General features: G+C 68.6%; 29 protein-coding genes. 3 read left to right on the top strand and 26 right to left on the bottom strand.

Going from position 1 to position 23,750, the window contains the following annotated elements; all coding sequences use genetic code 11:
• Window positions 1–498: 498 nt before the first annotated feature.
• Entirely contained in the window at window positions 499–867 is a 369-nt protein-coding gene (locus ACWGI8_RS02515; protein WP_453657912.1) for a holo-ACP synthase, read from the bottom strand.
• Entirely contained in the window at window positions 864–2,711 is a 1,848-nt protein-coding gene (glmS, locus tag ACWGI8_RS02510; RefSeq protein ID WP_453657910.1) for a glutamine--fructose-6-phosphate transaminase (isomerizing), read from the bottom strand. Before glmS ends, ACWGI8_RS02515 begins: the two co-directional genes overlap by 4 nt.
• Before the next feature lie 138 nt (window positions 2,712–2,849).
• Here glmS and coaA point away from each other — a divergent pair, with 138 nt between their 5' ends.
• Window positions 2,850–3,842, top strand: coding sequence for a type I pantothenate kinase (gene coaA, locus ACWGI8_RS02505; protein ID WP_453657908.1), 993 nt, complete (start codon window positions 2,850–2,852; stop codon window positions 3,840–3,842).
• A 19-nt stretch (window positions 3,843–3,861) separates the two neighbouring features.
• Window positions 3,862–4,806: a DUF389 domain-containing protein gene (locus tag ACWGI8_RS02500; protein ID WP_453657906.1), complete on the top strand. Its 945-nt coding sequence runs from the start codon at window positions 3,862–3,864 to the stop codon at window positions 4,804–4,806.
• Here the strand turns inward: ACWGI8_RS02500 and ACWGI8_RS02495 are convergent.
• The 5 genes from ACWGI8_RS02495 to ACWGI8_RS02475 form a co-directional block, all read right to left on the bottom strand.
• Window positions 4,795–6,186: an alpha/beta hydrolase family protein gene (locus ACWGI8_RS02495; RefSeq protein ID WP_453657904.1), complete on the bottom strand. Its 1,392-nt coding sequence runs from the start codon at window positions 6,184–6,186 to the stop codon at window positions 4,795–4,797. The two genes, ACWGI8_RS02500 and ACWGI8_RS02495, sit on opposite strands and share 12 nt — an antisense overlap.
• Before the next feature lie 392 nt (window positions 6,187–6,578).
• Window positions 6,579–7,937 (bottom strand): phosphoglucosamine mutase, encoded by a 1,359-nt coding sequence (glmM, locus tag ACWGI8_RS02490; RefSeq protein ID WP_453657902.1) that lies wholly within the window; start codon window positions 7,935–7,937, stop codon window positions 6,579–6,581.
• Window positions 7,938–8,114: 177 nt separating this feature from the next.
• On the bottom strand, window positions 8,115–8,633 hold the full coding sequence (gene rpsI, locus ACWGI8_RS02485; RefSeq protein ID WP_453657900.1) for a 30S ribosomal protein S9: 519 nt from the start codon (window positions 8,631–8,633) through the stop codon (window positions 8,115–8,117).
• 41 nt (window positions 8,634–8,674) lie between these two features.
• A complete protein-coding gene (gene rplM, locus ACWGI8_RS02480; RefSeq protein ID WP_453657898.1) occupies window positions 8,675–9,118 on the bottom strand; it encodes a 50S ribosomal protein L13 in 444 nt (147 codons plus the stop codon).
• 437 nt (window positions 9,119–9,555) lie between these two features.
• Entirely contained in the window at window positions 9,556–11,184 is a 1,629-nt protein-coding gene (locus tag ACWGI8_RS02475) for an ABC-F family ATP-binding cassette domain-containing protein (RefSeq protein ID WP_453657897.1), read from the bottom strand.
• Between the two features lie 47 nt (window positions 11,185–11,231).
• Here ACWGI8_RS02475 and ACWGI8_RS02470 point away from each other — a divergent pair, with 47 nt between their 5' ends.
• Window positions 11,232–12,122, top strand: a complete 891-nt coding sequence (locus ACWGI8_RS02470; RefSeq protein ID WP_453657895.1) for a hypothetical protein — start codon at window positions 11,232–11,234, stop codon at window positions 12,120–12,122.
• Here the strand turns inward: ACWGI8_RS02470 and truA are convergent.
• From truA to rplX, 19 genes are all read right to left on the bottom strand, one after another.
• Entirely contained in the window at window positions 12,090–12,962 is an 873-nt protein-coding gene (gene truA, locus ACWGI8_RS02465; protein ID WP_453657893.1) for a tRNA pseudouridine(38-40) synthase TruA, read from the bottom strand. The two genes, ACWGI8_RS02470 and truA, sit on opposite strands and share 33 nt — an antisense overlap.
• An 87-nt stretch (window positions 12,963–13,049) precedes the next feature.
• Complete coding sequence (rplQ, locus tag ACWGI8_RS02460; protein ID WP_453657891.1) at window positions 13,050–13,544, bottom strand: 50S ribosomal protein L17; 495 nt, start codon at window positions 13,542–13,544, stop codon at window positions 13,050–13,052.
• Between the two features lie 189 nt (window positions 13,545–13,733).
• On the bottom strand, window positions 13,734–14,756 hold the full coding sequence (locus ACWGI8_RS02455; RefSeq protein WP_401452398.1) for a DNA-directed RNA polymerase subunit alpha: 1,023 nt from the start codon (window positions 14,754–14,756) through the stop codon (window positions 13,734–13,736).
• Between the two features lie 245 nt (window positions 14,757–15,001).
• On the bottom strand, window positions 15,002–15,406 hold the full coding sequence (gene rpsK / locus ACWGI8_RS02450; protein ID WP_003948617.1) for a 30S ribosomal protein S11: 405 nt from the start codon (window positions 15,404–15,406) through the stop codon (window positions 15,002–15,004).
• 70 nt (window positions 15,407–15,476) lie between these two features.
• Window positions 15,477–15,857: a 30S ribosomal protein S13 gene (rpsM, locus tag ACWGI8_RS02445; RefSeq protein WP_004946638.1), complete on the bottom strand. Its 381-nt coding sequence runs from the start codon at window positions 15,855–15,857 to the stop codon at window positions 15,477–15,479.
• Between the two features lie 212 nt (window positions 15,858–16,069).
• Window positions 16,070–16,183, bottom strand: a complete 114-nt coding sequence (gene rpmJ / locus ACWGI8_RS02440; RefSeq protein ID WP_003956441.1) for a 50S ribosomal protein L36 — start codon at window positions 16,181–16,183, stop codon at window positions 16,070–16,072.
• 59 nt (window positions 16,184–16,242) lie between these two features.
• Window positions 16,243–16,464, bottom strand: coding sequence for a translation initiation factor IF-1 (gene infA / locus ACWGI8_RS02435; RefSeq protein WP_003956442.1), 222 nt, complete (start codon window positions 16,462–16,464; stop codon window positions 16,243–16,245).
• A gap of 166 nt (window positions 16,465–16,630) precedes the next feature.
• Window positions 16,631–17,473: a type I methionyl aminopeptidase gene (gene map / locus ACWGI8_RS02430; RefSeq protein ID WP_453657888.1), complete on the bottom strand. Its 843-nt coding sequence runs from the start codon at window positions 17,471–17,473 to the stop codon at window positions 16,631–16,633.
• Window positions 17,474–17,598: 125 nt separating this feature from the next.
• Entirely contained in the window at window positions 17,599–18,264 is a 666-nt protein-coding gene (locus ACWGI8_RS02425; protein WP_453657886.1) for an adenylate kinase, read from the bottom strand.
• A complete protein-coding gene (secY, locus tag ACWGI8_RS02420; RefSeq protein WP_453657884.1) occupies window positions 18,264–19,583 on the bottom strand; it encodes a preprotein translocase subunit SecY in 1,320 nt (439 codons plus the stop codon). The genes ACWGI8_RS02425 and secY overlap by 1 nt, the downstream gene beginning before the upstream one ends.
• A gap of 247 nt (window positions 19,584–19,830) precedes the next feature.
• On the bottom strand, window positions 19,831–20,286 hold the full coding sequence (rplO, locus tag ACWGI8_RS02415) for a 50S ribosomal protein L15 (protein ID WP_351226540.1): 456 nt from the start codon (window positions 20,284–20,286) through the stop codon (window positions 19,831–19,833).
• Window positions 20,287–20,288: 2 nt separating this feature from the next.
• Complete coding sequence (gene rpmD / locus ACWGI8_RS02410) at window positions 20,289–20,471, bottom strand: 50S ribosomal protein L30 (protein ID WP_071273185.1); 183 nt, start codon at window positions 20,469–20,471, stop codon at window positions 20,289–20,291.
• Window positions 20,471–21,076: a 30S ribosomal protein S5 gene (rpsE, locus tag ACWGI8_RS02405; protein ID WP_020132624.1), complete on the bottom strand. Its 606-nt coding sequence runs from the start codon at window positions 21,074–21,076 to the stop codon at window positions 20,471–20,473. Before rpsE ends, rpmD begins: the two co-directional genes overlap by 1 nt.
• A gap of 43 nt (window positions 21,077–21,119) precedes the next feature.
• On the bottom strand, window positions 21,120–21,503 hold the full coding sequence (rplR, locus tag ACWGI8_RS02400; protein ID WP_336547169.1) for a 50S ribosomal protein L18: 384 nt from the start codon (window positions 21,501–21,503) through the stop codon (window positions 21,120–21,122).
• Between the two features lie 3 nt (window positions 21,504–21,506).
• Complete coding sequence (rplF, locus tag ACWGI8_RS02395) at window positions 21,507–22,046, bottom strand: 50S ribosomal protein L6 (protein ID WP_453657880.1); 540 nt, start codon at window positions 22,044–22,046, stop codon at window positions 21,507–21,509.
• A gap of 22 nt (window positions 22,047–22,068) precedes the next feature.
• The gene (gene rpsH, locus ACWGI8_RS02390) at window positions 22,069–22,467 is read right to left on the bottom strand and encodes a 30S ribosomal protein S8 (protein ID WP_017949652.1); all 399 of its coding nucleotides are present in this window, start codon (window positions 22,465–22,467) and stop codon (window positions 22,069–22,071) included.
• 211 nt (window positions 22,468–22,678) lie between these two features.
• Complete coding sequence (locus ACWGI8_RS02385) at window positions 22,679–22,864, bottom strand: type Z 30S ribosomal protein S14 (protein WP_003956452.1); 186 nt, start codon at window positions 22,862–22,864, stop codon at window positions 22,679–22,681.
• Window positions 22,865–22,869: 5 nt separating this feature from the next.
• Window positions 22,870–23,427, bottom strand: coding sequence for a 50S ribosomal protein L5 (rplE, locus tag ACWGI8_RS02380; protein ID WP_453657878.1), 558 nt, complete (start codon window positions 23,425–23,427; stop codon window positions 22,870–22,872).
• Window positions 23,427–23,750, bottom strand: a complete 324-nt coding sequence (gene rplX, locus ACWGI8_RS02375) for a 50S ribosomal protein L24 (protein WP_105868304.1) — start codon at window positions 23,748–23,750, stop codon at window positions 23,427–23,429. The genes rplE and rplX overlap by 1 nt, the downstream gene beginning before the upstream one ends.

Below are 23,750 nucleotides of genomic sequence, written 5' to 3'. Positions count from 1 at the left end.
CCAAGCCGACCCACCTCCCACAACCCGCAGTCGGGCGACGGCCAGGGGCGGGGCCGTGCAGGGTCGGCCCCGCAGGGGCGGCATCGTGCCGGGGCACATGGGTCCCGGGCCGGATGCCGCCCCGAGGAGTCGAGCCCGGAGGGGCCCCGCCCCACCACCCACCGCCGCACCCCAAGCCCGTCCGGCACTTGAGGACGGACACACCGGCCGCCGCCACGGCACCGCGCACACCGCCACCGCCCCCCGCCGGAAACGCACCGCACCCCCACCCACCGGCAGCAGCCCGCACCAAGCCCGTCCGGCGCTTGAGGACGGACACACCGGGTCACCCGCGGTACCGGCGCACCCCAAGCCCGTCCGGCGATTGAGGACGGACACACCGGCCGCGCCCACGGCACCGCGCACACCATCACCGCCCCCGCCAGAGGCGCACCGGGCACACCATCACCGCCCCGCCAGAGGCACCCCGCACCCCACGGCACGAGGCCCGCGGAGGGCCTACCCCTCCGCGATCACCACCGCCGACGCGACGCCCGCGTCATGGCTGAGCGACACATGCCACGACCGCACCCCTCGCTCCTCCGCCGCCGCCGCCACCGTGCCCCGCACCCGCAGTCGCGGCTGCCCGGAGTCCTCGACGTACACCTCGCAGTCCGTCCAGTGCAGCCCGGCCGGCGCGCCCAGCGCCTTCGCGACCGCCTCCTTCGCGGCGAAGCGGGCCGCGAGGGAGGCGACGCCGCGCCGCTCACCGCTGTCCAGGAACAGCTCGCTGTCGAGGAACAGCCGGCGCGCCATCCCCGGCGTCCGCCGCAGCGCGTCGTCGAAGCGGTCGATCTCGGCGACGTCGATCCCCACCCCGATGATCATTCGACCGTGACCGACTTCGCCAGGTTCCGCGGCTGGTCCACCTCGTTGCCACGGGCGGTCGCCAGCTCGCACGCGAAGACCTGCAGCGGCACGGTCGCGACCATGGGCTGGAGCAGCGCGGGCGTCGGCGGGATGCGGATCAGATGGTCCGCGTACGGCACGACCGCCTCGTCGCCCTCCTCCGCGATCACGATCGTCCGCGCACCGCGCGCCCGGATCTCCTGGATGTTCGACACGATCTTGTCGTGCAGCACGGACCGGCTGCGCGGCGACGGTACGACCACCACCACCGGCATATCGTTCTCGATCAGCGCGATGGGCCCGTGTTTGAGCTCACCCGCCGCGAAGCCCTCGGCGTGCATGTAGGCGAGCTCCTTGAGCTTCAGCGCGCCCTCCAGCGCGACCGGGTACCCGACGTGCCGGCCGAGGAACAGCACCGTGTTCTTGCGGGTCAGCGAGCGGGCCAGCTCCCGCACCGGCTCCATGGTCTCCAGGACCTGGTCCACCTGCGTGGCGATCTGCGACAGGTCCCGGATGACGGCCCGGATCTCGTCGCCCCACTTCGTGCCCCGGACCTGCCCCAGGTACAGCGCCACCAGGTAGCACGCCACCAGCTGGGTCAGGAACGCCTTCGTGGAGGCGACCGCGACCTCGGGGCCCGCGTGCGTGTACAGCACCGCGTCCGACTCGCGCGGGATCGTGGAACCGTTCGTGTTGCAGATGGCCAGCACCTTCGCGCCCTGCTCGCGCGCGTGCCGCAGCGCCATGAGGGTGTCCATGGTCTCGCCCGACTGGGAGATCGCGATCACCAGGGTCCGCGGGTCCAGGATCGGGTCCCGGTACCGGAACTCGCTCGCCAGCTCGACCTCGCACGGGATACGCGTCCAGTGCTCGATGGCGTACTTGGCGATGAGCCCGGCGTGGAACGCCGTACCGCACGCCACGATCACGATCTTGGTCGCTTCGCGCAGCACCGCAGCCGGAATCCGCACCTCGTCCAGGGTCAGCGAGCCGCTCGCGTCGATCCGGCCCAGCAGTGTGTCGGCGACCGCCTTCGGCTGCTCGGCGATCTCCTTGAGCATGAAGTAGTCGTAGCCGTCCTTCTCGGCGGCGGACGCGTCCCAGTCCACGTGGTACGCCCGCACTTCCGCGGGCGCGCCCTCGAAGTCCGTCACGGTCACGCTGTCGCGCCGCAGTTCGACGACCTGGTCCTGGCCCAGCTCGATCGCCGAGCGGGTGTGCGCGATGAACGCGGCCACGTCCGACGCGAGGAAGGCCTCACCGTCGCCGACCCCGACGACCAGCGGCGAGTTGCGGCGGGCCCCCACGACGACGTCCGGCTCGTCCGCGTGCACCGCGACCAGCGTGAACGCGCCCTCCAGCCGCCGGCACACCAGCCGCATCGCCTCGGCCAGCTCACCGCTCGACGAGAACGACTCGGCGAGCAGATGCGCCACGACCTCCGTGTCGGTCTCGGAGGCGAGGTCGTGCCCGCGCTCGGCCAGCTCGTCCCGCAGCGCCGCGAAGTTCTCGATGATGCCGTTGTGGACGACCGCCACCCGGCCCGCGTTGTCGAGGTGGGGGTGGGCATTGACGTCGGTGGGGCCGCCGTGGGTGGCCCAGCGGGTGTGCCCGATGCCCGTCGAACCGGCCAGGAGCGGCCGGTCGACCAGCTCCTTCTCCAGGTTGACGAGCTTGCCCGCCTTCTTCGCCGCGGCGAGCCCGCCGTCGGCGAGTACGGCCACGCCTGCCGAGTCGTAGCCCCGGTATTCGAGCCGCTTGAGCCCGGCGACGACGACATCGAGCGCGGACTGCGCTCCTACGTATCCCACGATTCCGCACATGGCCGCAGCCTACGACTCCGGCGGGCGCACCCGGGCCGCCCCGGTCCGTGGCCGCGCAACGCGTCCGGCGGAAAGGTGACGCGTCGACGTGAGCGACGCCACGCCGCGCTCCGCCCGTCCTGCGACCACAATGAGCATGTGATCACTTCGCCGCCACGAAGCCGTAGGCCCGAGAGGACAGAGTCGTCCCCCTACGTCGACCTCACCCGCGAGGAGTGGAGCGCGCTCCGCGAGAGAACGCCGCTCCCCCTGTCCGCGGCCGAGGTCGAAAAGCTGCGCGGTCTCGGCGACGTCATCGACCTCGACGAGGTACGCGACATCTATCTGCCGCTGTCCCGGCTGCTCAATCTGTACGTCGGCGCCACCGCCAATCTCCGGGGCGCCCTCAACACCTTCCTCGGCGAGGCGGGCAACGGCCACGGCACCCAGCGCGGCACCCCCTTCGTCATAGGCGTCGCGGGCTCCGTCGCCGTCGGCAAGTCCACCGTCGCGCGCCTCCTCCAGGCGCTGCTCGCCCGCTGGCCCGAGCACCCGCGCGTCGAACTGGTCACCACGGACGGCTTCCTGCTGCCGATGAAGGAGCTGCAGGAGCGCGGCCTCATGTCGCGGAAAGGTTTCCCCGAGTCGTACGACCGCCGCGCGCTGACCCGCTTCGTCGCCGACATCAAGGCCGGCAAGGACGAGGTCACCGCCCCCGTCTACTCGCACCTCATCTACGACATCGTGCCGGGCGAGCGCCTCACCGTCCGCCGCCCGGACATCCTCATCGTCGAGGGCCTCAACGTCCTCCAGCCCGCCCTGCCCGGCAAGGACGGCCGCACCCGCGTCGGCCTCGCCGACTACTTCGACTTCTCCGTGTACGTGGACGCACGCCCCGAGGACATCGAGCGCTGGTACCTCAACCGCTTCCGCAAGCTGCGCGCCACCGCGTTCCAGGACCCGTCCTCGTACTTCCTCAAGTACACCCAGGTGTCCGAGGACGAGGCGCTGGACTACGCGCGCACGATGTGGCGCACGATCAACGGGGTCAATCTGCTGGAGAACGTCGCACCGACCCGGGGGCGTGCCACCCTGGTCGTGCGCAAAGGCCCCGATCACAAGGTCCAGCGCCTGTCCCTGCGCAAACTCTGAACCGCCGAGGAGCGCCGCGTTGCTGCACCTGCGCCTGATCGTCCCGTCCGACCGCACCGAGAAGGTCGTCGACACCGTCGAGAAGACGGTCGGCACCACGCATCTCGCCGTCCTGCCCGGTGCCGCCCGCAACCCGTCGGGCGATCTGGTCCTGTGCGACGTGGCACGCGAGGCCGGCGACGAACTGATCGCACGCCTGCGGGAACTGGGCCTCGAGAAAGAGGGCTCGATCGCGGTCGAGAACATCGACCTGTCGCTGTCCAAGCGCGCCGACAAGGCGGAGGACGAGGCTCCGGGCGAGGGCGCGGACGCGGTGCTGTGGGAGCAGCTCACCGACGCGACCCACGAGGAGTCGACGCTCTCCTTCACCTACATCGCGTTCCTGACGCTGGCGACGATGATCGCCGCGTGCGGTGTGGTGCTCGACAACGCGATCCTCATCGTGGGCGCGATGGCCGTCGGCCCGGAGTTCGGGCCGCTCGCCGGATTCAGCACGGCCGTGGTGCAGCGGCTGCCGCGGCTGGCGTGGCGCTCGCTGGTGGCGCTGGTCGTGGGCTTCGCCGCGGCGATACTGCTCACGGTCCTCTTCAGCTATTTCATGAACGGCATCGGCCTCTTCGAGCGCTCGATGCTGGAGGCGGACCGGCCCAACACCGCCTTCATCTACGCTCCCAACGCGTTCTCGTTCGTCGTCGCCGTCCTCGCGGGCATCGCCGGCACTCTCTCGCTGACCTCGGCCAAATCGGGCGCGCTGGTCGGCGTGGCGATCTCGGTGACGACGGTCCCGGCCGCCTCGAACGCGGCGGTGGCCCTCAGCTACCGCGACTACGGGCAGGCCTGGGGCTCCAGCGAGCAGCTGCTGCTCAATCTGCTGGGCATCATCGTCGCCGGGACGCTCACGCTGTTCACCCAGAAATGGCTGTGGAAGATCCAGCGGCAGCGTACGGCGAGGTCAGCGGCCTGACAGTGTCTCCTGCAGCCAGTCGAAGACCACCTCGCAGTGCAGTTGCGGGGCCATCGGGGAGCAGTGCAGCTGGGCGCCCTCGGCCGTGGTGAGCTTCACGTAGTCCTTGGGAGCCGTCAGCTTGTCGAACATCTGGCGCGGCTGGGCGGGATAGAACTGCTCGTAGTCGTAGTCCAGGACCAGCGTGGGCATCTTGATGCGGCCCACGACATCGGTGATGGCCAGCGCCTGGACGCCCTGCGCGGGGGTCCACAGGTCGGTGAACATCTTGCCCTCGCGGGCGGCCAGCATCGCCGGGATGGAGAAGGGCTCGAAGCGCTTCTTGATCGTCGCGGCATCGGCCGGGGTCAGCTCGGGAACGACCTCCTTGTTCCAGATGGCGTTGGTCTCCTGCTTGTCCGGGGTGACCAGCGCCTGGAGCTCCGCGGGGAAACCCATCCACGGGTTCACACAGCCTGGCATCGCCACCAGTGCGGCGATCCGCTGCTCGAAGGCCGCGGCACGGGGCGCGAGGTCGCCGGCCATGCTCAGCCCGGTAAGGGCGATCTTGTCGGTGTCCACGTCCGGGCGGGCGACCAGCCAGTCGACGAGCGGGGTGACGACCTTCTCCCAGGTCGGGGTGAAGACCACCTGGTCCACGAAGAGCAGCTGTCCCTGACCGGGCCCGTCGTACACCAGGGCGTTCCAGCCACGGTCCAGGGCTGCCGACACGCCGTAGGTCCACATGTCGACGTTCTGCCCGTCACTGCCGTTGGTGAGGATCACGGTCGGGCGGCGCTGCTCGGCCTCGCCCGGACGGAAGAACCACACGGGCAGCGCGGACTTCCCGTACGGGACGTTCGTCTTCACCGGCGCCGGGTCGCACAGGTCGCAGAACCTGTCCCAGGCACCGCGTCCGGCCTTGTAGAGCTGCTCCTCGCTGCCGGGGTCGTCGGAGCCGAGGACGAAGAACAGAGCCTGGGCGTAGTACTGCGCGGCCCGCAGCGAACGGAAGCGCGCGGTCTGGTCGTCGGGCTTGCTGTCCTCGGGTGCCTCCATCAGCTGGTCGCCGAGCTTCCTGAAGGTCTCGACGTACGTCTGCGAGGAGAGGCCGGCCTTGTTGATGGTGTTCACGGCGGTGAGCACCTCGCCCACCTCAGCGGCGCCGAAGCCGGACCCGCCGAGAGCGAAGAGCCCGTTGAAGTTGAACGACGGGTCCTTGAAGAGCGTCATCACTCCGGGCGTCGGACCGCCCGCGGCGGCCGGGGCCGACGCCGTGGGGCTCGGGCTGGATGCGGGCGCCGCGTCCGAGCGTGTGCACCCGGCGACCATCGCAGCCCCACCGACGAGCCCGGCAAGCGCAGCGCGCCGACTGCGCAGCTCCCTCGATACGTCCGTCATACGACCTGAACGTACGAGCCCGGCCGGCGGCCCTCGCATCGCCACACACACGGCTGGGCCGAACGGCGGCCCATCGGCACCCCGACCGGACCTCAGCCGGCGGACGGACCGGACCCCACCCTTCCGGGCCGCAGTCGGGGGACGGCCCGGGGCGGGGCCGTGCAGGGTCGCCCCCACAGGAAATCGGGCGGTGGTGCCGGATGACGCCGTATCCACCGATTTCCGAGGAGGCGAGCCCGAAGGGGCCCCGCACCACCACCACCCACCCACAGCAGCCGCACCAAGCCCGTCCGGCGTTGAGGACGGACACACCGGCCGCGCCCACGGCACCGGCCACACCGCCCCGCCAGGGGGTACGCGCAGGGGGGCCACCCCCTGCGCACACGTCAGCGTCAGCCCAGCGCCGACTTCACCGCGTCAGCCAGCCGTCCCGCCACCGACCGCGCCTGGTCGATGTCCGCGGCCTCGACCATCACCCGGACGAGGGGCTCGGTGCCGGACGGGCGCAGGAGGACCCGGCCCGTCGAGCCGAGCTCGCGCTCCGCGTCGGCGACGGCGGCCGACAGCTCGTCGGAGGTGGCGACACGCGACTTGTCGACGTCCGGAACGTTGATCAGGATCTGCGGGAGACGCTCCATGACGCCCGCCAGCTCGGCGAGCGAGCGGCCCGTCGCCGCGACCCGCGCCGCCAGCATCAGACCGGTCAGCGTGCCGTCGCCCGTCGTGGCGTGGTCGAGGACGATGACGTGGCCGGACTGCTCGCCGCCCAGCGCGTAGCCCTCGGCCTTCATCGACTCCAGGACGTACCGGTCGCCGACCGCGGTCTGCACGAGCTGCACGCCCTCGCGCTCCATCGCCAGCTTGAAGCCCAGGTTGGACATCACCGTCGCGACGACCGTGTCGCCGCGCAGCGTGCCCGCCTCGCGCATGGCCAGCGCCAGCACCGCCAGGATCTGGTCGCCGTCGATCTCGTTGCCCGCCGCGTCCACGGCGAGGCAGCGGTCCGCGTCACCGTCGTGGGCGATACCGAAGTCGGCCTCGTGCTCGACGACCGCGGCCTTCAGCAGGTCCAGGTGCGTGGACCCGCAGCCGTCGTTGATGTTGAGCCCGTCCGGCTCCGCGCCGATCGTCACGACCTCCGCGCCCGCCCGCGTGAACGCCTCGGGCGAGACCCGGGCCGCGGCGCCGTGCGCCTCGTCGAGGACGACCTTCAGCCCGTCGAGCCGGTTCGGCAGAACCGCGATGAGGTGGGCGACGTACTTGTCGAAGCCCTCGTCGTAGTCGCGGACACGGCCCACACCGGAGCCGGTCGGCCGGTCCCACGGCGCACCGGTGCGGTGCTCCTCGTACACGGACTCGATCCGGTCCTCCAGGTCGTCGGCCAGCTTGTGGCCGCCGCGCGCGAAGAACTTGATGCCGTTGTCGGGCATGGCGTTGTGGCTCGCCGAGAGCATCACACCGAGGTCGGCGCCCAGCACGCCGGTCAGGTACGCCACCGCGGGCGTGGGCAGCACACCGACACGCAGGACGTCCACGCCCGCGCTCGCGAGACCCGCCACGACGGCGGCCTCCAGGAACTCCCCGGACGCGCGGGGATCACGCCCGACCACCGCCGTCGGCCGATGGCCCTCGAACGTACCCGCCTCGGCGAGTACGTGCGCCGCCGCGACCGACAGACCGAGCGCGAGCTCCGCCGTCAGATCCGCGTTGGCGACACCGCGCACACCGTCCGTGCCGAAGAGTCGTCCCACTGGTGTCCTCCGAAAATGCTCCGAAAACGCGAGCCTCTGGCGCTTTCCTGTGTTTATACGCCCGAGGCGTCGAGCTGTGTCACCCCGGGGGGTCTCCCCGGTGGCCGAAACAGAACGCCCCGGCAGCACGGAGTGCCGCCGGGGCGAACGTATGCCGTATGTGGCAAGCAGGCGGGATTAGCGCTTGCTGTACTGCGGGGCCTTGCGGGCCTTCTTCAGACCGGCCTTCTTGCGCTCGACGGCACGGTCGTCGCGGCTCAGGAAGCCGGCCTTCTTCAGCGGGCCGCGGTTGTTGTCCACGTCCGCCTCGTTCAGCGCGCGGGCCACGCCGAGGCGCAGGGCGCCGGCCTGGCCGGAGACGCCGCCACCCGAGATACGGGCGATGACGTCGTAGCGGTCGTCGAGCTCGAGCACCTTGAAGGGCTCGTTGACTTCCTGCTGGTGCACCTTGTTGGGGAAGTAGTCCTCAAGGGTGCGACCGTTGATCTTCCACTTGCCGGTGCCCGGAACGATCCGGACGCGGGCGATGGCGTTCTTGCGACGACCCAGGCCGGCGGCCGGCTGGGGCTCGCCGAAGCGGGACGCGAGCGACTCGCTCGTGTACTCGCCCTCGACGGGGACGTCGGACTCGAAGGTGGTGACCTCGGCGTAGGTCTCTTCGCCCTCGACGGGGGTTTCAGCGGTGGTCTCGGCCACGATGCTCCTCAGATTCTTTTCGTCTTAGGGGGTGGCCGGACTTACTGCGCGACCTGGGTGATCTCGAACGGAACCGGCTGCTGAGCAGCGTGCGGGTGGTTCTCGCCCGCGTAGACCTTCAGCTTCGAGAGCATCTGACGGCCCAGGGAGTTCTTCGGGAGCATGCCCTTGACGGCCTTCTCGATGGCCTTCTCGGGGTTCTTCTCGAGCAGCTCGTCGTAGCGGACGGAACGCAGACCACCCGGGTAGCCGGAGTGGCGGTACGCCATCTTCTGGGTCCGCTTGTTGCCGGACAGGTGCACCTTCTCGGCGTTGATGATGATGACGAAGTCACCAGCGTCAACGTGCGGCGCGTAGATCGGCTTGTGCTTGCCCCGCAGAAGGGTGGCGGCAGTGGTCGCCAGACGCCCCAGGACGACGTCCTGGGCGTCAATGACGTGCCACTGGCGGGTGACATCGCCGGGCTTGGGGCTGTACGTACGCACGGTCGTAGCCTTCGCTTCTCAGTGTTGGGGTATCCCCAAGCCCTAGGGCTTAGGGGAAGGGTCCTAAGGCCACCCGGACGATCACGACAGCCTTGGCCGCACATCGGGGACGCAACCCGAGTGCATGCCGCTGGTCATCGGCCCGGTGGACCGGCGTAAGGGCCCCTCGCGTGAGAACGACCAAGCCAATACGCATAACGAACCAGAAGAATACCTTCGGGCACCCACGCGGGTCAAAACGCCTCGGCCCCACGGCCGGGGAGCCGACCGAAGGCCGGGGCGGCGCTACCGCTCCCGCACCACCCTGCGCTCGTCCCAGACCGGCTCCGGGGAACCTCTCCCCCACGCCACCCTCGCACGGCTCGGCCCCAGGGGGCCTCCCCGGCTTCGGCCGGCTGCGCCGGACTCCGTCCGCCGACAGGGCGGCCGCCCGCCCCCTACCGCTCCCGCACCACCCTGCGCTCGTCCCAGACCGGCTCCGGAGTCTCCCGCACCACCCCGTCGGAGCCGAAGACCAGGTAGCGGTCGAAGCTCTTCGCGAACCAGCGGTCGTGGGTCACCGCCAGCACCGTCCCCTCATACGCCTCGAGCCCTTCCTGCAGCGCCTCCGCCGACTCCAGGTCCAGGTTGTCCGTCGGCTCGTCCAGCAGCAGCGCCGTCGTCCCCCGCAGCTCCAGCAGCAGGATCTGGAAGCGCGCCTGCTGCCCGCCCGACAGCCGGTCGAACGGCTGGTCGCCCTGCCGCTCCAGCTCGTACCGCCGCAACGCGCTCATCGCGCCCCCGCGGTCCTTCGCATGTTCCGTCCACAGGATGTCGACGAGCGTGCGGCCCAGCAGCTCGGGATGCGCGTGGGTCTGGGCGAAGTGCCCCGGCACGACCCGCGCGCCCAGCTTCCAGGTCCCCGTGTGCGCCACCTGCTCCCCCGCCAGCAGCCGCAGGAAGTGCGACTTCCCCGAGCCGTTCGACCCGAGGACCGCGACCCGCTCGCCGTAGAAGATCTCCAGCGAGAAGGGCTTCATCAGCCCCGTCAGCTCCAGGTTCTCGCAGGTCACCGCCCGCACGCCGGTACGCCCGCCGCGCAGCCGCATCCGGATGTCCTGCTCGCGCGGCGGCTCCGGCGGCGGGCCGGCCTCCTCGAACTTCCGCAGCCGGGTCTGGGCCGCCGCGTACCGCGACGCCATCTCATGGCTGACCGACGCGGCCTGCCGCAGATTGATCACCAGCTTCTTCAGCTGGGCGTGCTTCTCCTCCCAGCGCCGCTTCAGCTCCTCGAACCGCGCGAACCGCTCCCGGCGCGCCTCGTGGAACGTGCCGAAGCTCCCGCCGTGCACCCACACGTCGCTGCCCGCGGGCCCCGGCTCCACCGCCACGATCTTCTGGGCCGCGCGGGACAGCAGCTCCCGGTCGTGGGAGACGAAGAGCACGGTCTTACGGGTCTCCCGCAGCCGCTCCTCCAGCCAGCGCTTGCCCGGGACGTCCAGATAGTTGTCCGGCTCGTCGAGGAGCAGCACCTCGTCGGGGCCGCGCAGCAGCGCCTCCAGCACCAGCCGCTTCTGCTCACCGCCCGAGAGCGTCCGTACGAGCCGCCACTGCGCCTTCTCGTACGGGACGCCGAGCGCGGCCATGGTGCACATGTCCCAGACCGTCTCGGCCTCGTAGCCCTGCACCTCGGCCCAGTCGCTCAACGCCTGCGCGTACCGCATCTGCGCGGCCTCGTCGTCGACCGTCATGATCAGCTGCTCGGCCTCGTCGACCGCCCGCGCCGCCTCCCGGATCCGCGGCTGGGCCACCGAGACCAGCAGGTCCCGGACCGTGCGCTCATCCCGCACCGAGCCCACGAACTGCGGCATCACCCCGAGACCGCCGCTCACCGACACGGTCCCGCCGTGCGGCTTCAGCTCCGCGGAGAGCAGCCGCAGCAAGGTCGTCTTGCCCGCGCCGTTCGCCCCGACGAGGGCGACGACCGAGCCGTCCCCCACCCGGAAGGAGACGTCGCCCAGCAGCACCCGCCCGTCCGGCAGGTAGTACTCCAGATGCGCGGCCTCGAGATGTCCCATGGCGGGCATTGTCGCCGCCGGACACGCTCCCGCCCAACCGGTTTAGGATGCGCGGCATGAGCTTTGGGGGACCCCAGTGGCCGCAGGAGCCGCACCAGCAGTACGGACAGCAGTCACCGCAGTCGCAGCAGTCACAGTCTTTGCAGACGCCGGACTGGGCGGCGCTGGCCGACGCCTCGGCCGCCCGCACCCGCCGCAAGAGGTGGCTGCTGATCGGCGGCGGCGCGCTGGCGACCGCCGCGATCGCCGCGATCGTGGCCACGGCCGTCGTGACCACGAACAAGGGCGGCGAGTCCGGCAAGAACGCCACTGATCTGCCCACGGCGCCCGATCTGCCGAACGAGACCACCGAGCCCGAGCCGTCGTTCTCGTCGGTCGCGCCGCCGCCCCCGCCCAACCCGAAGGACTTCATCTCCAGCGAGAAGAAGGACAAGGCACCCCTCAGCGCCGACACCCTCTACCCGGGCAAGAAGCTGACGATGGGCGACCGGGTCTACGCCAAGGGCTCCACCGCCCGCACCACCAACTGCGCCTCGGCCACCCAGGGTTCGCTCGGCGCGGCCCTGCGGTCCCACGGCTGCGACCAGGTGATCCGCGCGACGTACACGAAGGACGGCGTGGCCGTCACCATCGGTGTCGCGGTCTTCCCGACGGAGGCTCAGGCACAGGCCGCCGTGAAGCAGTCGGCGCGCAACATCGCCCCGCTGGCCGGCTCGGGCGTCGGAGGCTTCTGCAAGGGCGGCCCGGTGTGCCGCTTCGTGGGCAACTCCTACGGCCGCTACGCCTACTTCACCGCGACGGGCTATCTGAACGGAAAGTCCGTCACCAAGGGAGACACCAAGGCGTTCCAGCCGGGCGACGACCTGGCGGAGTTCACGTTCCGTCAGATCGTGCGCCGGGGCGAGATGCAGGCGTCAGCAGCAGCCACCGCTCCCGCCGGTCAGTGACCCCGGCAACGACCGCTTGTTGCGGGCCGCCAGATTCCTCGCGGCCAGCAACTCGTCGGCGGGATAGCCGACTTCCTCCAGGGTGAGTCCGTGCGGCCGTACGACGTGTACGGCCGAGTCACGGACGCCCGCGGCCAGCACCTGTCCCGGCCAGTCCACGGGACGGTGCCCGTCGCCGACGAACAGCATCGCGCCGACCAGCGAGCGCACCATGTTGTGGCAGAACGCGTCGGCCTTCACGGTCGCGGTGAGGATCCCGTCCGCGCCGCGCTCCCAGCGCAGCCCCTGCAGGGTCCGGATGGTCGTGGCGCCCTCGCGCTTCTTGCAGTACGCCGCGAAGTCGTGCTCGCCGAGGAGCTTCTCGGCGGCGGCGTTCATGGCGTCCACGTCGAGCGGCCAGTCGTGCCACAGCACATGACCGCGCAGCAGCGGGTCGACGCCGCCGGGGTGGTCGGTGACGCGGTAGGCGTAGCGCCGCCAGATCGCGGAGAAGCGGGCGTTGAACCCGGCGGGGGCCTCCTCGGCCTTCCACACCCTCACGTCGTGCGACAGCCGCCCTGCGAGCCGTCGCAGCAGCTTCTCCCTGTGGTCGTCCCACACCGCCTGCGGCAGATCGACATGCGCCACCTGCCCCCGGGCATGCACCCCCGCGTCGGTGCGTCCGGCGACGGTCAGCTCGTACGTCTCCGACGACCGTGTCACCGTACGGATCGCGTCCTCGATCTCGCCCTGCACGGTCCGCTGCCCGCGGGTCTGCCTGGCCCAGCCCGAGAAGTCCTTGCCGTCGTACGACAGGTCCAGCCGCACCCGTACGAAGCCGGGCTTCACGTCATCGCTCACGTCTCGTAATCCCTTTCAGCAGGAACGGGCCCGCCCCCACAAAGGGGAACGGGCCCGTCCGTCAGCCGTAAAGCCGTCTCAGAACGCTCAGGCGTCCTTCGACTCCTCGGCCGGAGCCTCGGCGGCGTCCTCGGCCTTGGTCTCCTCGACCTCGGCCTCGTCAGCCTCCTTGACCGCGCGCTTGGTGGCGGCCTCGGCCTCGGCGACCGTGGCCTTCTTCGCGATCTCGCCCTCGACGAGCTCGATCACGGCCATCGGGGCGTTGTCACCACGACGGTTGCCGATCTTCGTGATCCGGGTGTAACCACCCGGACGCTCGGCGTAGCGCGGAGCGATCTCGGTGAAGAGCGTGTGGACGATGCCCTTGTCCGTGATCGTCTGCAGCACCAGGCGACGGTTGTGGATGTCGCCCTTCTTCGCCTTCGTGATCAGACGCTCGGCGACCGGACGCAGGCGGCGGGCCTTGGCCTCGGTCGTGGTGATGCGGCCGTGCTCGAACAGCGACTTCGCGAGGTTCGCGAGAAGCAGCTTCTCGTGCGCGGCGCTGCCGCCCAGACGGGCACCCTTGGCGGGCTTCGGCATGGTGTTTCTCCTTGTGATCTGCACCGGCCGTATCAGGTACCGATGTCAGTTCCCCCAGGCGGTCGCGAGGGGGCAGGTGCGGGGGCGCGAGCCCCCCGCAAATCTCTCAGTGCTGCTCGGTCTCGACGCTGCGTTGATCCGGGGGACAACCCCCGGACCCCCGGCCGAAGACGCGAGCCGCGACTCGGATCAGTACTGCTCGGTCTCCACGAAACCCGCGTCCGCGTCGTCGTCGGCGCCGAAGGCGTCGGCGGCGGCGGTCGGGTCGAATCCGGGCGGGCTGTCCTTGAGGGCCAGGCCCATGCCGGCCAGCTTCGCCTTGACCTCGTCGATCGACTTCGCACCGAAGTTGCGGATGTCGAGCAGGTCGGCCTCGGAGCGGGCGACGAGCTCACCCACGGAGTGGATGCCCTCGCGCTTGAGGCAGTTGTACGAGCGGACCGTGAGCTCCAGCTCCTCGATCGGCAGCGCCAGGTCGGCAGCGAGCGCGGCGTCCGTCGGGGACGGGCCCATGTCGATGCCCTCGGCGTCGATGTTGAGCTCGCGCGCCAGACCGAACAGCTCGACCAGGGTCTTACCGGCCGACGCCATGGCGTCGCGCGGACGCATGGCCTGCTTGGTCTCGACGTCGACGATCAGCTTGTCGAAGTCGGTGCGCTGCTCGACACGGGTCGCCTCGACCTTGTAGGTGACCTTGAGCACCGGCGAGTAGATGGAGTCGACCGGGATCCGGCCGATCTCCTGGCCCACCTGCTTGTTCTGCACGGCGGAGACGTAGCCGCGACCGCGCTCGACGGTCAGCTCCATCTCCAGCTTGCCCTTGCCGTTGAGCGTGGCCAGGACCAGGTCGGGGTTGTGGACCTCGACACCGGCCGGCGGGGCGATGTCGGCGGCGGTGACCAGACCCGGACCCTGCTTGCGCAGGTACATCACGACCGGCTCGTCGTGCTCCGAGGAGACGACCAGCTGCTTGATGTTGAGGATCATGTCGGTGACGTCCTCTTTGACGCCCGGCACGGTGGTGAACTCGTGCAGGACACCGTCGACGCGGATCGACGTGACCGCCGCACCCGGGATCGAGGAGAGGAGCGTACGGCGCAGAGAGTTGCCGAGCGTGTAGCCGAAGCCGGGCTCCAGCGGCTCGATGACGAACCGCGAGCGGTACTCGTCAACAACCTCTTCGGTCAGCGAAGGACGCTGAGCGATCAGCATGGTGTTTTTCCTTCAGTCGTGGACGCCCACTATTTGACGCCCGACGGAGTACTGCGTACTGCAAGGGTACGGGCGGTACGGCCCGAAAGGGGGCCGTACCGCCCGAACACTCAGGTCAAGCGCTACACGTCAGACGTGGCGGCGCTTGGGAGGGGACGGCAGCCGTGCTGCGATTTCGTGGGGGTAACCCCCACACCCCCAGCCGGGGGCCGCACCACGAGCAGCCGTACCGTCAGCGCGACGCGTCAGACGCGGCGGCGCTTGGGGGGACGGCAGCCGTTGTGCGGCGTGGGGGTGACGTCCTGGATCGAGCCGACCTCGAGGCCCGTGGCCTGGAGGGAGCGGATCGCGGTCTCACGGCCGGAGCCGGGACCCTTGACGAAGACGTCGACCTTGCGCATGCCGTGCTCCTGCGCGCGGCGGGCGGCCGACTCGGCGGCCATCTGCGCGGCGAAGGGGGTGGACTTGCGCGAGCCCTTGAAGCCGACGTGGCCGGCGGAGGCCCAGGAGATCACGTTGCCGGTCGGGTCGGTGATCGAAACGATGGTGTTGTTGAACGTGCTCTTGATGTGCGCGTGGCCGTGAGCGACGTTCTTCTTTTCCTTGCGGCGCACCTTCTTGGCAGCGCCCTGACGTCCCTTGGGGGGCATGTCTTAACTCCAGATGGAGAGGAGGTGGTCGGTCCTACAGCGAAGACCGCTGATGAGCGTCCGCTGTGGACTACTTCTTGCCCGGCTTCTTCTTACCGGCGATGGCGCGACGCGGGCCCTTGCGGGTACGAGCGTTCGTGCTGGTGCGCTGACCGTGGACGGGCAGGCCACGGCGGTGGCGCAGACCCTGGTAGCAGCCGATCTCGACCTTGCGCCGGATGTCGGCCTGGATCTCGCGACGGAGGTCACCCTCGGTCTTGAGGTTGGCGTCCACGTACTCGCGGATCTTGACCAGGTCCTCTTCGGCCAGGTCACGAACGCGGGTGTTCGGGTTCACACCGGTCGCGGCGAGAGTCGCCTTCGACTGGGTGCGGCCGATACCGAAGACGTAGGTGAGTGCGACCTCCACACGCTTGTCGCGCGGGATGTCAACACCGGAAACGCGTGCCATTCAATGGCTCCTGTGGTGTTCGGGGGTCTTCCGCAGTACCGCTCCCGACCGCCGACCTCTCCTTGCCGGAGAAGTGGTACGTCCGGGTCCCCGGCCCCCGCCGGAGGTGTCGTCAGCCGCGTGGTTCAAGAACCGTGCGGCTTGGACGGGCACTGCTTATGTACGTATTGCTTGCGTCGCGCGAAGTACTGCGAAGTGCAGGTTGGCGTGCGTCAGCCCTGGCGCTGCTTGTGGCGCAGGTTGTCGCAGATGACCATGACCCGGCCGTGACGGCGGATCACCTTGCACTTGTCGCAGATCTTCTTGACGCTCGGCTTGACCTTCATGGGATGTGAGGTTCTCCGGGTCAGTGCCAGCACCCCACGGGAGGGGGTGAGGGCAAGATCTACTTGTACCGGTAGACGATCCGGCCACGCGTCAGGTCGTACGGAGACAGCTCCACGACGACCCGGTCGTCCGGAAGGATACGGATGTAGTGCATCCGCATCTTGCCGGAGATGTGCGCGAGGACCTTGTGACCGTTCTGGAGCTCCACCTTGAACATGGCGTTCGGCAGGGACTCGATCACGGTGCCCTCAATTTCGATGGCACCTTGCTTCTTGGCCACGCTTCGCCCTTCGAATCGGCTACCTTGATCGACTCTCGTCGCCGCATGCGGACATACGGGTACACGAGAGCCGACGAGTCAGTCTACGTCAGGCCCCTGGAAAAGACGAATCAGAGGAGTTTGCCCAACGTGGAGATCATTAAGCGACAGGGGTCTCCCCCGGCCCTCAGGGCCTGGCGGAAGGGTCCGGGGCCGCCGTGACGCCCAGCTCCGCCAGCTTCGCCCTTCCGCCGTCCACGGCGGTGAGCACCAGCGGGCCCTCCTCCGTCAGCGCCACCGAGTGCTCCCAGTGCGAGGACCAGGTGCCGTCGATGGTGATGACCGTCCAGTCGTCCGAGAGGACCTCGGTGTGCGGGGTGCCGAGCGACACCATCGGCTCGATGGCCAGGCAGATGCCGGGGACCAGCTTCGGGCCCTTGCCGCGCTTGCGCGAGACGTAGTTCAGCAGGTGCGGGTCCATGTGCATCTCGGTGCCGATGCCGTGGCCCCCGTACTCCTCGATGATCCCGTACTTACCGCCGCCCGGCTTCGGCTGGCGGCGGATGTACGTCTCGATCGCCCGGGAGATGTCGACGAGCCGGTTGCCGTTCTTCATCGCGGCGATTCCGGCCCACATGGACTCCTCGGTCACCCGGGAGAGCTCGATCAGCTCCGGGGCGTGACCGTCACCCACGAAGGCGGTGTACGCGGCGTCGCCGTGCCAGCCGTCGACGATCGCGCCGGCGTCGATGGAGATGATGTCGCCGTCCTTGAGGACCGTCTTCTCGTCCGGGATGCCGTGGACCACGACCTCGTTCACCGAGGTGCAGATGGTGGCGGGGAAGCCGCCGTACCCCAGGAAGTTCGACTTGGCGCCGTGGTCGGCGATCACCTTGCGGGCGACCTCGTCCAGATCCTTCGTGGTGGCGCCGGGAACCGCGGCCTCACGGGTTGCCGCATGGATGGCGGCGACGACCAGCCCCGCCTCGCGCATCTTCGCGATCTGCTCGGGGGTCTTGATCTGCACCATGAGGGCCGGCGCCTTTCGGGTTCGGAGAGTGTTTCGTCGGTATGCGTCGGTAATCAACGATACGGCCGCGGCGTCTCTGGGACACCGCGGCCGTATCGCATAGAGCTTCAGAGGTACAGCGTGGCTCAGGCCTGCGCGGCCCGGTCCTTCTGCAGCGCCTCCATCGCCCGCTCGGTCACTTCGGTGACCTTGCCGAGCGCGGAGATGGTGACCACGAGGCCCTGGGCCCGGTAGTGGTCGATGATCGGCTCGGTCTGCGTGTGGTAGACCTCGAGCCGCTTGCGCACGGTCTCCTCGGTGTCGTCGTCGCGCTGGTACAGCTCGCCGCCGCAGACGTCACAGACGCCCTCGGTCTTCGCCGGGCTGTACGTGACGTGGAAGACGTGTGCGCTGTCGTTGCGGCAGATCCGGCGACCCGCGATCCGCTTCACGACCTCGTCCTCGGGGACCTCCAGGTCCAGCACCGCGTCCAGCTTCACGCCGTCGACCGCGAGCGCGGCGTCGAGCGCCTCGGCCTGGGAGACGTTGCGCGGGAAGCCGTCGAGCAGGAAGCCGTTCTCGGCGTCCGGCTGGGCCATGCGGTCCCTGGCCATCCCGATGGTGACCTCGTCGGGCACCAGGTTGCCGGCGTCCATGTACGCCTTGGCCTGCTTGCCGAGCTCCGTACCCTGGCTGATGTTGGCCCGGAAGAGGTCGCCCGTGGAGATGTGCGGGATCGACAGGTTCTTGGCAAGGAACGCGGCCTGCGTTCCCTTGCCGGCACCGGGCGGTCCGACGAGGACGATTCGCATCAGCGGAGGAACCCTTCGTAATTGCGCTGCTGGAGCTGGCTCTCGATCTGCTTCACGGTCTCGAGACCGACACCCACGATGATGAGGATGCTGGTGCCACCGAACGGGAAGTTCTGGTTCGCACCACCGAAGCCCGCCAACGCCATCGTCGGCACAAGAGCGATCAGACCCAGATACAGCGAGCCCGGCCAAGTGATCCGGTTGAGCACATAGCTCAGATACTCAGCAGTAGGTCGACCAGCCCGGATACCCGGGATGAAGCCACCATACTTCTTCATGTTGTCCGCGACTTCCTCGGGGTTGAACGAGATCGCCACGTAGAAGAAGGCGAAGAACACGATCAGAAGGAAGTACAGAGCGATGTAGTACGGGTGGTCACCCTTGACCAGATGGGTTTCGATCCACGTTTTCCAGCCCGCGTTGGAGTTCGAGAACTGCGCGATCAAGGCGGGAATGTAGAGCAGCGACGACGCGAAGATGACGGGAATCACACCCGCCTGGTTCACCTTGAGCGGGATGTATGTGGACGTACCGCCGTAGGACCTGCGGCCGATCATGCGCTTCGCGTACTGCACCGGAATACGGCGCTGGGCCTGCTCGACGAAGACGACGAGGGCGACCATCACGAAGCCGATCAGGATGACCGTGCCGAACTCGATCCAGCCCTTGGCGAGCTTGCCGCTCTCCTTGATGGCCCACAGCGCGCCGGGGAAGCCGGCCGCGATCGAGATGAACATGAGGATCGACATGCCGTTGCCGATACCGCGGTCGGTGATCAGCTCACCGAGCCACATCACCATGGCCGTACCGGCGGTCATCGTGATCACCATGGTGGCGGTCACGAAGATCGACTGATCGGGGACGATGTCACGGGCGGCCGAACAGCCGGAGAACAGCGCACCGCTGCGGGCGGTGGCCACCAGACCGGTGCCCTGGAGCACGGCCAGGGCGACCGTGAGGTAGCGCGTGTACTGCGTGATCTTCGCCGTGCCGGACTGGCCCTCCTTCTTGAGGGCTTCCAGGCGCGGGATGACCACGGTCAGCAGCTGCAGGATGATGCTCGCCGTGATGTACGGCATGATGCCGAGCGCGAAGATGGTGATCTGCAGCAGCGCTCCGCCGCTGAACATGTTGACGAGGCCGAACAAGCTGTTGTTGTTCTTCGAGGCCTGGTCCACACAGATCTGGACACTCTCGTAGCTGACACCGGGGACGGGGATGTGTGCGCCGATCCGGTACAGCACGATGATGCCGAGCGTGAAGAGCAGCTTCTTGCGCAGGTCGGGCGTCTTGAACGCCCGGGCGAACGCGGTGAGCACGGTGCCTCCTGCGACCCCCGCGCAAAGCGTCAGAGGTGACGGTCTTGAGGTTCGACGAATACGTATGGGTCAAGAGCCGCTCGGAGTGCCCTGCGGGCGGACCTCACGGCCAGGGGGTCGCCCCCCAAGGGGATAACAGCAACAACGCACGCCACCTTACCGGCGAGTGTGCCCCGCTTGGAACGACCAACCGGGGATGCCTCGATTGCGAGGCATCCCCGGTTGATGTTCAAGCCATCGGCTCGTCTCAGACGAGCTCGGTGACGGTGCCGCCTGCGGCGGCGATCTTCTCCTTGGCGGAGCCGGAAACGGCGTCAACCGAAACCTGCAGCGCCACGGAGATCTCGCCCTGGCCCAGGACCTTGACGAGGCTGTTCTTGCGCACCGCGCCCTTGGCGACCAGATCGGCCACCGTGACCTCGCCACCCTGCGGGTAGAGCGCGGCCAGCTTGTCCAGGTTCACGACCTGGTACTCGGTGCGGAACGGGTTCTTGAAGCCCTTCAGCTTCGGGAGACGCATGTGGAGGGGCATCTGCCCACCCTCGAAGCGCTCCGGAACCTGGTAGCGGGCCTTCGTGCCCTTGGTACCACGACCGGCCGTCTTACCCTTCGACGCCTCACCACGACCCACACGGGTCTTGGCGGTCTTGGCGCCCGGGGCGGGACGGAGGTTGTGGATCTTGAGCGGGTTGTTCTCCGCCATGATCAGTCGACCTCCTCAACCGTCACGAGGTGGCGGACGGTGTGCACCATTCCGCGGAACTCGGGGCGGTCCTCCTTGACGACCACGTCGTTGACCCTCTTCAGGCCAAGCGAACGCAGGGTGTCGCGGTGGTTCTGCTTGCTTCCGATGTACGACTTCGTCTGCGTGATCTTGAGGCGGGCCATTACGCACCCGCTCCCGCACGCGCACGAAGCAGGGCCGCGGGGGCGACGTCCTCGAGCGGCAGACCACGGCGAGCCGCGATCTCCTCGGGACGCTGCAGGCCCTTCAGGGCCTCCACGGTCGCGTGCACGATGTTGATCGCGTTGGACGAGCCGAGCGACTTCGACAGGATGTCGTGAACGCCGGCGCACTCCAGCACGGCACGCACCGGGCCACCGGCGATAACACCGGTACCGGGGGAAGCAGGCTTGAGCAGGACGACGCCCGCGGCCTTCTCGCCCGTGATCGGGTGCGGGATGGTGCCCTGGATACGGGGGACCTTGAAGAAGTGCTTCTTGGCCTCCTCAACACCCTTGGCGATGGCGGCCGGCACCTCCTTGGCCTTGCCGTAACCGACACCCACGGTGCCGTCACCGTCGCCCACCACGACCAGCGCGGTGAAGCTGAAGCGACGACCACCCTTCACAACCTTGGCGACACGGTTGATCGCGACAACGCGCTCAACGTAAGCGGTCTTCTCGGCGGCAGCTGCGCCGCCGTCACGGCCCTTCCGGTCCCGCCGCTCGCCGCCACCGGCACCGCTTCCGCGGCGCTGGGGTCCAGCCATTGGAATTACCTCTCTTCGTTTTCCGCTGAGCTACGGAACCGGCTCAGAACTTCAGGCCGGCTTCGCGGGCGGCGTCCGCCAGGGCGGCGATGCGCCCGGCGTACTGGTTGCCGCCACGGTCGAACACGACAGCCTCGACGCCGGCGGCCTTGGCACGCTCGGCCACGAGCTGGCCGACCTGCTTCGCCTTCGCCGACTTGTCGCCTTCGCCGCCGCGGATGGACGAGTCCAGGGTGGACGCCGACGCGAGGGTGTGACCCGCGAGGTCGTCGATGACCTGAGCCGTGATGCCGCGGTTGGACCGGGTGACGACCAGACGCGGACGCGCCGGGGTACCCGAGATCTTCTTGCGGATGCGGATGTGGCGACGCTTCAGGGAAGCGCCCTTGTAGGCCTTGCCCTTGGCAATCTTCACGCCGTATGCCATGGCTTACTTACCAGCCTTTCCGACCTTGCGGCGGATGACCTCGCCCGCGTACTTCACGCCCTTGGCCTTGTACGGGTCGGGCTTGCGCAGCTTGCGGATGTTCGCGGCGACCTCGCCGACCTTCTGCTTGTCGATGCCCTCGACCGAGAACTTGGTCGGCGACTCGACCTTGAAGGAGATGCCCTCGGGGGCCTCCACCAGGATCGGGTGGCTGTAGCCGAGCTGGAACTCCAGGTTGGAGCCCTTCGCGGCAACGCGGTAACCGACACCGCTGATCTCGAGCGCCTTGACGTACCCCTGGGTCACACCGGTGATCATGTTGGCCACCAGCGTGCGGGACAGGCCGTGCAGGGCCTTGTTCTGACGCTCGTCGTTCGGGCGGGTGACGTTGAGAACGCCGTCCTCACCCTTCGCGATCTCGATCGGCGCGGCAACGGTGTGGCTGAGGGTGCCCTTGGGACCCTTCACCTGGACCGTACGGCCATCGATGGTGACATCCACGCCGGCGGGAACCGAGATGGGGAGCTTGCCGATACGCGACATGTTTCTTCTCCTCCGTTCCCGACTACCAGACGTAGGCGAGGACTTCCCCGCCCACACCCTTCTTGCTGGCCTGCTTGTCGGTGAGGAGACCGTGCGACGTGGAGATGATCGCCACGCCCAGGCCGCCGAGCACCTTCGGCAGGTTGGTGGACTTCGCGTACACCCGGAGACCGGGCTTGGAGATCCGCTTGATGCCCGCGATGGAGCGCTCACGGTTCGGGCCGAACTTCAGCTCGAGGACGAGGTTCTTGCCGACCTCGGCGTCCTCGACCTTCCAGCCCGTGATGAAGCCCTCCTGCTGGAGGATCTCCGCGATGTGCGACTTGATCTTGCTGTGCGGCATCGTCACGGAGTCGTGGTACGCCGAGTTCGCGTTACGCAGACGAGTCAGCATGTCCGCGATCGGATCAGTCATGGTCATGAATTGGCCTTCGGCCTCTCTCGCCGGGGTTTCCTGTATGCGCCATCCCTCTCCCCACACATGGGCGGGACGGGTGCGGCGCGGGGACCTACGGCGTAGTAAGTCGATCAGGGCGGCGGGCGCCCAACCCCACAAGCCTACGGCATGTAAGGGAGGGCCCCGCCGTCCCGTTGCTTACCGAGAGCCTCCGGTAATTCCGGGAAACCCGGAATTACCAGGAGCTCTTGGTCACGCCCGGCAGCTCGCCACGGTGAGCCATCTCACGAAGGCACACGCGGCACAGGCCGAACTTGCGGTACACGGAGTGCGGACGGCCGCAGCGCTGGCAGCGGGTGTACGCACGCACACCGAACTTGGGCTTACGAGCAGCCTTGGCAATCAGAGCCTTCTTCGCCATCTCGCTTACGCCTCCTTGAACGGGAAGCCGAGGTGACGGAGAAGGGCACGGCCCTCAGCGTCGTTGGTCGCCGTGGTCACCACGGTGATGTCCATACCCCGGACGCGGTCGATCTTGTCCTGGTCGATCTCGTGGAACATGACCTGCTCCGTGAGACCGAAGGTGTAGTTGCCACGGCCGTCGAACTGCTTGGGGGACAGGCCACGGAAGTCGCGGATGCGCGGGAGCGCGAGCGACAGGGTGCGGTCCAGGAACTCCCACATGCGGTCGCCACGAAGCGTGACGTGGGCACCGATCGGCTGGCCCTCACGCAGCTTGAACTGCGCGATGGACTTGCGGGCCTTGGTGACGGCCGGCTTCTGACCGGTGATCGTGGTGAGGTCCTTGATGGCGCCCTCGATCAGCTTGGAGTCGCGGGCGGCGTCGCCCACACCCATGTTGACCACGATCTTCACGAGGCCGGGAACCTGCATGACGTTCTCGTAGGAGAACTCCTCACGCAGCTTGCCCGCGATCTCCTCGCGGTACTTCGTCTTGAGACGCGGAATGGTGGTGGTAGCCATCAGATGTCCTCACCCGTCCGCTTGGCAACGCGGATCTTGTTGCCCTCGTCGTCGAAGCGGTAACCGACGCGGGTCACGACCTTGTTGCCGTCCTTCTCCACGACGAGCTGAACGTTGCTCACGTGAATGGGGGCCTCGGTGGTGACGATGCCGCCGGCCTGCGACGCACGGCCCGGCTGGTTGGCCTTCGTGTGCTTCTTGACCCGGTTGACACCCTCGACCAGGACACGGTCCTCGCGGGGGAAGGCCGCGATGACCTTGCCCTGCTTGCCCTTGTCCTTACCGGTGATGACCTGGACCAGGTCGCCCTTCTTGATCTTCAT

It is taken from the genome of Streptomyces sp. NPDC054841 (assembly GCF_053611045.1).
The sequence above is the reverse complement of the archived record's forward strand: the minus strand, read 5'-3'. Positions and strand labels throughout refer to the sequence as shown.